The organism is Solidesulfovibrio sp. (genome assembly GCF_029978005.1).
GTDB lineage: Bacteria > Desulfobacterota > Desulfovibrionia > Desulfovibrionales > Desulfovibrionaceae > Solidesulfovibrio.
In genome coordinates this window covers 1-8,188 of record NZ_JARKOZ010000042.1, presented here as the reverse complement: position 1 = coordinate 8,188, position 8,188 = coordinate 1, and the positions used below count along the sequence as shown (strand labels likewise).

Annotated in this window: 9 protein-coding genes; 8 read left to right on the top strand and 1 reads right to left on the bottom strand. The window is 68.7% G+C overall.

All coding sequences use genetic code 11. From position 1 onward, the window contains the following. Positions 1-270: 270 nt before the first annotated feature. Positions 271-1,353 (top strand): magnesium/cobalt transporter CorA, encoded by a 1,083-nt coding sequence (corA, locus tag Q1K70_RS04225; protein ID WP_300156175.1) that lies wholly within the window; start codon positions 271-273, stop codon positions 1,351-1,353. Positions 1,354-1,360: 7 nt separating this feature from the next. Here the strand turns inward: corA and Q1K70_RS04220 are convergent, their stop codons facing one another. After that, positions 1,361-2,572, bottom strand: coding sequence for a hypothetical protein (locus Q1K70_RS04220; RefSeq protein WP_300156173.1), 1,212 nt, complete (start codon positions 2,570-2,572; stop codon positions 1,361-1,363). A gap of 174 nt (positions 2,573-2,746) precedes the next feature. On the opposite strand from Q1K70_RS04220, the gene Q1K70_RS04215 reads away from it, so the two are divergent. The 7 genes from Q1K70_RS04215 (at position 2,747) to Q1K70_RS04185 (ending at position 8,168) form a co-directional block, all read left to right on the top strand. Continuing rightward, positions 2,747-3,679 (top strand): exopolyphosphatase, encoded by a 933-nt coding sequence (locus tag Q1K70_RS04215; protein WP_300156171.1) that lies wholly within the window; start codon positions 2,747-2,749, stop codon positions 3,677-3,679. Next, positions 3,672-4,307 (top strand): lipoyl(octanoyl) transferase LipB, encoded by a 636-nt coding sequence (lipB, locus tag Q1K70_RS04210; protein WP_300156170.1) that lies wholly within the window; start codon positions 3,672-3,674, stop codon positions 4,305-4,307. Before Q1K70_RS04215 ends, lipB begins: the two co-directional genes overlap by 8 nt. A gap of 24 nt (positions 4,308-4,331) precedes the next feature. Next, positions 4,332-5,435: a tRNA preQ1(34) S-adenosylmethionine ribosyltransferase-isomerase QueA gene (queA, locus tag Q1K70_RS04205; RefSeq protein ID WP_300156169.1), complete on the top strand. Its 1,104-nt coding sequence runs from the start codon at positions 4,332-4,334 to the stop codon at positions 5,433-5,435. 111 nt (positions 5,436-5,546) lie between these two features. After that, the gene (locus Q1K70_RS04200; protein WP_300156167.1) at positions 5,547-5,786 is read left to right on the top strand and encodes a ferredoxin family protein; all 240 of its coding nucleotides are present in this window, start codon (positions 5,547-5,549) and stop codon (positions 5,784-5,786) included. Beyond that, positions 5,786-6,847: a 3-methyl-2-oxobutanoate dehydrogenase subunit VorB gene (locus Q1K70_RS04195; protein ID WP_300156165.1), complete on the top strand. Its 1,062-nt coding sequence runs from the start codon at positions 5,786-5,788 to the stop codon at positions 6,845-6,847. The genes Q1K70_RS04200 and Q1K70_RS04195 overlap by 1 nt, the downstream gene beginning before the upstream one ends. Further along, positions 6,848-7,618, top strand: coding sequence for a thiamine pyrophosphate-dependent enzyme (locus tag Q1K70_RS04190; protein WP_300156163.1), 771 nt, complete (start codon positions 6,848-6,850; stop codon positions 7,616-7,618). A 4-nt stretch (positions 7,619-7,622) separates the two neighbouring features. After that, positions 7,623-8,168, top strand: coding sequence for a 2-oxoacid:acceptor oxidoreductase family protein (locus tag Q1K70_RS04185; RefSeq protein ID WP_300156161.1), 546 nt, complete (start codon positions 7,623-7,625; stop codon positions 8,166-8,168). Positions 8,169-8,188 lie beyond the last annotated feature (20 nt).

Below are 8,188 nucleotides of genomic sequence, written 5' to 3'. Positions count from 1 at the left end.
GCCGAGCCTGCCGCGAAGCGGCGGCATCGGCCGGGGAAATTCCGGCCTCGCCGACGCACTCCCGCCCACGACCAGCCTCCCCTCCGCTTTCCCATCCCCCGCCCCCCAGCGAGGGGGTCCGGGGGGCATCATGCCCCCGGCCGCCGGAGGCATTCCCCCTTCGTCCGCCTCTCTTCCTCTCGTCCGGTTGCCTGGACGCCGCCCCCCCGGCTATAGCCTTACAGGCTGCCGTGGGCGGCCGGATGCCAGACGACCGTATAAGGAGCCGCCATGCTGGAGCGATTCAAGCGACGGGTGCGGGGGACGGCCGATGCTGAGCCGGGGGAGTCGGCCTTTCCCGAGCGCCAGACGTTTACGCCTTATGTACTGGTGTATTCCTACGACGCCACGTCGGTGACGGTGCGCCGTTACGACAAGCTGGGCGAGGGCGAGCCCGAGGTGGTGTCCGGGAAGGTCAACTGGGTGCGGGTGGTGGGCGTGCACGACGAGGCGTTCGTGCGGGAGGTGGGCAAGCGGTTTTGCCTGCACCCGCTGCTGGTGGACGACGTGCTGGCCACGGGGCATCGCCCGGCGATGGAGGAGTATGATTCCGGGATTTTCGTGCTCCTGCGCCTGCTGGGCTACGACGAGTCGGCCAAGCGGGTATTGGCCGAGCAGGTGTGCATCGTCGCCTCGGACGGCTATGTGCTGACATTTCAGGAGCGCGAGGCGAACTTGTGGGATGCGCTGGCGGCGCGGCTGGAGAAGGGGGGCGGCAAGCTGGCCAAGCGCGGACGCGAGCATCTGACCTATTCGCTGATCGCGGCCATCCTGGACGATTACATCCTGACGCTCGGCCGGCTGGCCGAGGACATCGAGGAGCTGGAGCAGACGATCCTGTCCGGCGGCGGCGCGGACACGCTCACCGAGACGTACCGGCTCAAGCGCGAGGTGCTTTTCCTGCACCGTTCCCTGTGGCCCTTGCGCGAGGTCCTGGGCCGCTACATGGCCGACGAGTCCAACACGGCCGATCCCGGTGTGGCGTTTTTATGGAACGACATCCGCCAGGACGTGTACCAGGTGCTCGATGCGGTGGAGACGTTGCGCGAGATGCTCTCCGAGATGGTGGGCTTGTCCATGACCAAGGCGGAGCTGCGCATGAACGCCGTGGGCCAGTATTTGACGCTGGTGGCCACGATCTTTTTGCCGCTCAATTTTCTGGTCGGCTTTTTCGGGATGAATTTCGACAACCTGCCGCTGAAGTCCGAGCAGTGGGGCATTTACGCCCTCATGGGCATGATGGGGCTCACGATCATCGGCATGACGCTGTATTTCTACCGCAAGCACTGGATCGACAACACCAAGGTGGACTGAGGGCCCGTCAGGGCGCGGCGGCCGAGAAGACGGCGGCGGCCGTGTCCGGATGTCCGGCCAGGGCGGTGCGGGGGCACAGTTCCCGGGCCTTGCGGCCGAGGTCCTCGCGGTCGCCGACGAACAGGCAGGCCACGTCTTCGGTGCGCTCCAGGAGCGCCTCGAGCAGTTCGATGCCGTCCGCGCCGGCGCAGCACAAAAGATGCGGCCCCTGGGCGAGGTTCGTCCCCAGGGCTTGTTCCAGGGCGCGCAGGCCGTCCCCGGCGGAAAAATTTCCTCCCGCGTCGGCGGCGTTCGTCGTCGGGGTGACGACCACGTCGCGGCCGTCGTCCTCGACGCGGAAGTGCTCGCGCTCGGGATCGACCGCATCCACGATGTCGTGGATGTGTTCGAGCAGGGAGCGCGACAGGTCTTCGCCCACGGTTTCCCGGTCGTCCTGGCGGGCGACCACGGTCTCGCCGCGCCGGAACTGCAGGCCCGATCCCATGAAGGCGAAGGCGCGCCACTCGGGATCGGCCAGCAGCATGGCCAGGCGGGCGTTGATGGATTCGAGCAGGCTGGCCTTGGCCAGGGGCATGGGCCAGGCGCTTTCGCGCCCCTCGGCGTCCAGGATCTGGCGGCCGCCCGACCCGGCCAGGGCGCAGGCGCGCCGGGGCAGGGCGCGCAGGTCGGCCAGCCCCGGGCCGGAGAGCGGCGCGGCCGACCACAGCACGGTGCGGGCCGCCCGGGCCGCGGCGTAGCGCCCCAGGGCCACGGCGTTCCAGGCCGGCTGCACGGCGGTGACGAAACGCTGCCCCGGAGCCCGGAAGAGCGCGTCGGACTGGCACAAAAGCGTCTCCACGCCGTGCAGGGCCAGCGCCCGCAGAGCGTCGCGCACCGCGTCGCGAAGGCCCTTACGGCGTTTGCCCACGTGCTTGAGCAGGGCTTCGCGGCCTTCCTCGAGGTAGAGCACGTCGTTTTCGAGCTCGGCCGTTTCCTCGGACAGATCCAGGCGGGCCGCCTGGTCGTCTCCGGCGGCGAGCTGGGCCATGCCGTCCCGGTCCACGGCCGCGTCCAGGGCGTCGCGGATTTCGGCCAGCCCGGCGATGACCTGGGCGGCGACCGGCTTGCCGGCCAGGATGGCGGCGGCGGCCTGGCGGCGCAGTTCGGCCGACGCGGCCATGAGGGCGGCCAGATCGTCCAGGCTGGTCGCGGCACGGGCGGCGGAAGGGCGGTGCTTCATGGGATGATCCTTGTGGCATTTCACAGGAAAACCGAATTGTTGGCAAAGGAAAAAATGCGCCGTGCCCGGTTGGCCGTCCGGTCGCGTGTTGCCTCCCGCTGTGCCCTGGGCTAGAATTTCCGATCGTGCGCCGGCCAGGTCCGGGGCGCTTTCGTTTCAGGCAAGGAGGCCTCTATGCGGCTGCTCACCCGTTCGGATTTCGACGGGCTCATCTGCGCCGTGCTGCTCAAGGAAGCCGGCGTCATGGACGAATGGGTGTTCGTGCACCCCAAGGACGTGCAGGACGGCAAGGTGGCGTGCGGTCCCGACGACATCCTGGCCAACGTGCCCTACGCCCCGGGCTGCGGGCTGTGGTTCGACCACCATACCAGCGAGGCCGACCGCCTGGGCGACATCGAGTTCAAGGGCGCTTCCAAGCATTATCCGAGCTGCGCCCGGGTCATCTGGGAGTATTACGGCGGGCACGAGACGTTCCCGGCCAGCTTCGACAAGATGCTCGAATACGTGGACCGCTGCGACAGCGGGGACCTGACGCCCGGGGAAGTGGCCAGGCCCGAGGGCTGGATACTCCTCAGCTTCATCATGGACCCGCGCACGGGCCTTGGGCGTTACCGCGACTACCGCATCAGCAACTATCAGCTCATGATGCGCCTGGTCGACCTGTGCCGTCACGAGCCGGTGGAAACGATCCTGGCCGATCCCGACGTGGCCGAGCGCGTCAGGCGCTATTTCGAGCAGGAGGAGCAGTTCGTCGGGATGCTGCGGGAGCGTTCCAAGGTCGTCGGCAAGGTGCTGCTCATCGACCTGCGCGAGCAGGAGGAGATCTATACCGGCAACCGCTTCACGGCCTACGCCCTTTTCCCGGAGTGCAACGTGAGCGTGCAGGTCATCTGGGGCAAGGCCAAACAGAACGTGGTGCTGACGGTCGGCAAGTCCATCTTCGACCGCTCCAATCCCACGGACATCGGCCGGCTCATGCTGTCCTACGGCGGCGGCGGGCACAAAAACGTCGGCACCTGCCAGGTGCCGGAGAACCAGGCCGAGCGGGTCATCGCCGACGTGACGGCCTTGCTCGATGCCGGCATCGTGGCGGGCGGCGATGCCTGAGTCCGCCGCGCGGCCCGAAGTGCGCCTGCTTGGCCGCATCGGCTACGCCGAGGCCCTGGCCCTGCAGGAGGAGACGGCGGCGGCGGTCAAGGCCGGGGCGACCGCCGGGACCGTGTTCGTCCTGGAGCACGACCCGGTCATCACGCTCGGCGGCAACAAGCCCATCAACAAGGTGCTTTTCGCGCCGCCGGGGGTGGACCTCGTGCAGACCGACCGGGGGGGCGGGACGACCGTGCACAACCCCGGCCAGCTGGTCGTCTACCCGGTGATGGCGCTGCGGCCGCTCGGGTTCGGGGTCAAGAGCTTCGTGGCCTGGGTGCTGGAACTGGGGCGGGAGCTGCTGGCCGGCTACGACGTGGACGCGGTCTGTCGCCAGAATCCCCTCGGGCTGTGGGTCGGCGAGCGCAAGATCGCCTCGCTCGGCATCCACGTGTCGCGCGGCGTGGCCACCCACGGCATCGCCGTCAACCTGGACAACGACCTGCGTCTTTTCGACGCCATCGTGCCCTGCGGACTTTCGGGCGTGGCCATGACCTCGGCCGCCCTGGAGACGGGCCGGCCCATGGACATGGCCCAAGCCATGGCTCGCATGGCCGCCCTGGTCGCGGCCGGCCTGGCGCGCCTCTAAACGACCGCCCACGGGAACTTCGCCTTGCCCCACGACACCCCGCCCACTCCGGACGACCTGCTCGCCTCCTACCGCTTCGACCTGCCCGACGGGCATATTGCCGAGCGGCCGTGCGAAAAGCGCGACGCCTGCCGCCTCATGACCCTCGACCGGGCCACGGGCGCGGTCGGCCATGCCGTCTTTGCCGACCTGCCGGCCCTGCTGCCGCCCGGCGCGCTGCTCGTGGTCAACGACACCAAGGTGGCCCCGGTGCGCCTTTTCGGCCAAAAGCCCACGGGCGGCGCGGCGGAGCTGCTGCTCACCACGCCCGTGGCGCTCCTTTCCCCTGTGACCGACCCGGCCTCGGGCTGGACGAGCGCCCCGGCCTCGGGGCTTCTTCGTGTCTCGCGACCGCCCCGGCCCGGCGACCGCATCGACTTCGCTCCGGACCTGCATCTGACCGCCACCAGGCGGGGAGCCTTCGGCCACACCGACTTCGTCCTGTCCTGGCGCGGCGACCTGCCGGACATCCTGTCGCGCATCGGCCACATCCCTCTGCCGCCCTACATCCGGCGCGCCGACGACGCCGGCGACCGCGAGACCTACCAGACCGTCTACGCCCGCGACGACAAGCTCGGCTCGGCCGCCGCCCCGACGGCCGGCCTGCATTTCACGCGGGAACTGCTGAACACGCTGGCCGCGCGCGGCTTCGGCCTGGCCAGCGTCACCTGCCACGTGGGCATAGGCACGTTCTCGCCGGTGCGGGTGGAGGACATCCGCGACCACGCCATGCACAGGGAATGGATCGAGGTCCCGGCCGAAACCGCCGCGGCCGTGCGCCGGGCCAGGGAAGAGGGCCGCGCCGTCATGGCCGTGGGCACCACCGCCGCCCGGACTCTCGAAGGCGTGGTGCGCGAGGCCGGGGAGATGACGGCCTTCGCCGGCGAGACCGACATCTTCATCCGCCCGGGCCACGCCTTCCGGGTGCTCGACGGCATGGTCACGAATTTCCATTTGCCTGGATCATCCCTGGTGATTATGCTGGCCGCCCTGGTCGGACGCCAACGCCTGCTTGCCGCCTACGGCGAGGCCATCGCCTCCGGCTACCGCTTTTTTTCCTACGGCGACGCCATGTTGGTGCGCGCATAGCCGCCCTTCGGCGTCCCTCATCGCTTGGTTTTCCCGGGCAGGGAGAGCAGCGGGCTCTCCCGGCGGGCGGATTTCGCCCCATGCCCGACGCACCCGCAAAGGAGTGAACCGATGTCGCGGATCGTCATCGACGAGGAACGGTGCAAGGGCTGCCTGCTGTGCGCCCAGGTCTGCCCCAAGACCATCATCGCCGCCTCCTCGCGTTTCAACGCCAAGGGCTACAAGGTGGCCGAAGTCCCCGAGGCCGCGAAGGACAAGTGCACGGGCTGCGCCGCCTGCGCCCAGATGTGCCCGGACGTGGCCATCAAGGTCTGGCGCAGCGTCAAAAGCAAAGCCAAGGAGAACGACTGATGTCGGCCAAGCGCGTCTTCATCAAGGGCAACGAGGCCATCGCCCAGGGCGCTCTGGCCGCCGGCTGCCGCTGCTACTTCGGCTATCCCATCACCCCCCAGAACGACATCCCCGAGATGCTCTCCTCGGCCATGCCCGCCGCCGGCGGCCAGTTCGTCCAGGCCGAGTCCGAAGTCGCGGCGGCCAACATGCTGCTCGGCGCGGCGGCCTGCGGCGTGCGCGCCATGACCACCTCGTCGAGCCCGGGCGTGTCCCTCATGCAGGAGGCCATCTCCTACATGGCCGGCTCGGAGCTGCCGGGCGTGGTCGTCAACATGAACAGGGGCGGTCCGGGACTCGGCGACATCGGCCCCTCCCAGGGCGACTACTTCCAGTCCGTCAAGGGCGGCGGCCACGGCGACTACCGCACCCTGGTCCTGGCCCCGGCCACCTGCCAGGAATGCTACGACCTGACCTTTTCCGCCTTCGAGCTGGCGTTCAAGTACCGCAACCCGGTGCTCATCCTCGGCGACGCCATCGTCGGCCAGATGAAGGAGCCGGTGGCCCCCCGCGAGGCGCTGCCCATCGATCCCGCCGAGGGCGGCGACTGGAAGCTGACCGGTCGCGGCGAGCGCGCCCCCAGGCTCCTCAAGTCGCTGTTCCTCGACGACGGGGCCCTGGCTGGCCAGAACAAGCTTTTGCAGAAGAAATACGAGGCCATGCGCGCCGAGGTCCTCTTCGAGAACTTCGAGACCGAGAGCGCCGACCTCGTGGTGGTGGCCTACGGCTCCATCGGCCGCATCGCCAAGTCCGCCGTGCGCGTGCTGCGCGCCGAGGGCCAAAAGGTCGGCCTGCTGCGGCCCGTCACCCTCTACCCCTTCCCCGAGGAAAAGCTGCGCGCCCTGGCCGCGGCCGGCAAGCGCTTTCTCACCATCGAACACAACCTCGGCCAGATGGTCGACGACGTACGCCTGGCCGTGCGCGGCCTGGCCGATTCCGACTTCTACGGCGTGTTCCCCGGCAACCTGCCCACGCCCGACGAATTCGTGGAGCCCATCCGGGCTGCCGTAAAGGGGGCCTAAATGTCCTGCCAGCCTGACATCAAGGAAGAACTGGTCTTCGACCGTCCGGCCGCCCTGGCCGACGTGCCCACCCACTACTGCCCGGGCTGCCAGCACGGCGTCATCCACCGCATGGTGGCCGAGTGCCTGGAAGAGTTCGGCCTGGTCGAGAGAACCATCGCCGTTAGCTCCATCGGCTGCTCGGTGTTCCTGTACAACTACATCCTGGTCGACACCGTGGAAGCCCCCCACGGCCGCGCCCCGGCCGTGGCCACCGGCGTCAAGCGCGCCCGCACCGACGCCTTCGTCTTCGCCTACCAGGGCGACGGCGACCTGGCCTCCATCGGCCTGGCCGAGATCATGCACGCCGCCAACCGGGGCGAGCGCATCTCCATCGTCTTCGTCAACAACACCGTCTACGGCATGACCGGCGGCCAGATGGCCCCCACCACCATGATCGGCCAGAAGACCACCACTTGCCCGGCCGGCCGCTGCGCCGAGCGCGAAGGCGGCCCCATGCGCATGGCCGAGATCATCGCTTCCCTCGACGGCGTGGCCTACAGCTCCCGGGTGGCGGTCGATTCCGTCAAGCACATGGCGCAAGCCAAGCGCGCCCTGCGCCGGGCCTTCGAGGTCCAGGTCAAGGGAGAGGGATTCGGCTTCGTGGAATTCCTCGCCACCTGCCCCACGAACTGGAGAGTCTCGGCCGTGGCCGCCAACGAACGCGTGGCCAAGGAGATGATCCCCGGCTTTCCGCTTGGCGTCTTCAAGGACGCGGCCAAGGAGGACTAGGGTCATGAGTTTGTATCAGGACGTGATCATGGCCGGCTTCGGCGGCCAGGGCGTGATGCTCATCGGCAACCTGCTGGCCTACGCCGGCATGGAACACGGCCTCAACGTCACCTACATCCCGGTCTACGGCCCGGAGATGCGCGGCGGCACGGCCAACTGCACCGTCGTCGTCTCCGACGACGCCATCGGTTCGCCCATCATCCGCAGCCCCAAAAGCCTCATCATCATGAACCGGCCGTCGCTGGACAAGTTCCAGCCCCAGCTCGTCGACGGCGGGGTGCTCGTGCTCAACTCCTCGCTCATCGACGCCCACTTGGCCGACGAGGCGCGGGTCAAGGTCGTGGCCGTGCCCTGCAACGAGATCGCCGACGGCCTCGGCAACACGCGCATGGCCAACATGGTGGCGCTTGGCGCCTACGTCGCGGCCACGGGCGTCCTGCCCCTGTCCGTGGTGGAGGAAAGCCTCTCCCACGTCATCGCCAAGCACTACAGCCACCTCATCCCCAAGAACGCCGAAGCCCTGCGCGCCGGCGCTACGTTCAAGAACTAGGAAGAAGATGCCTCCGGCGG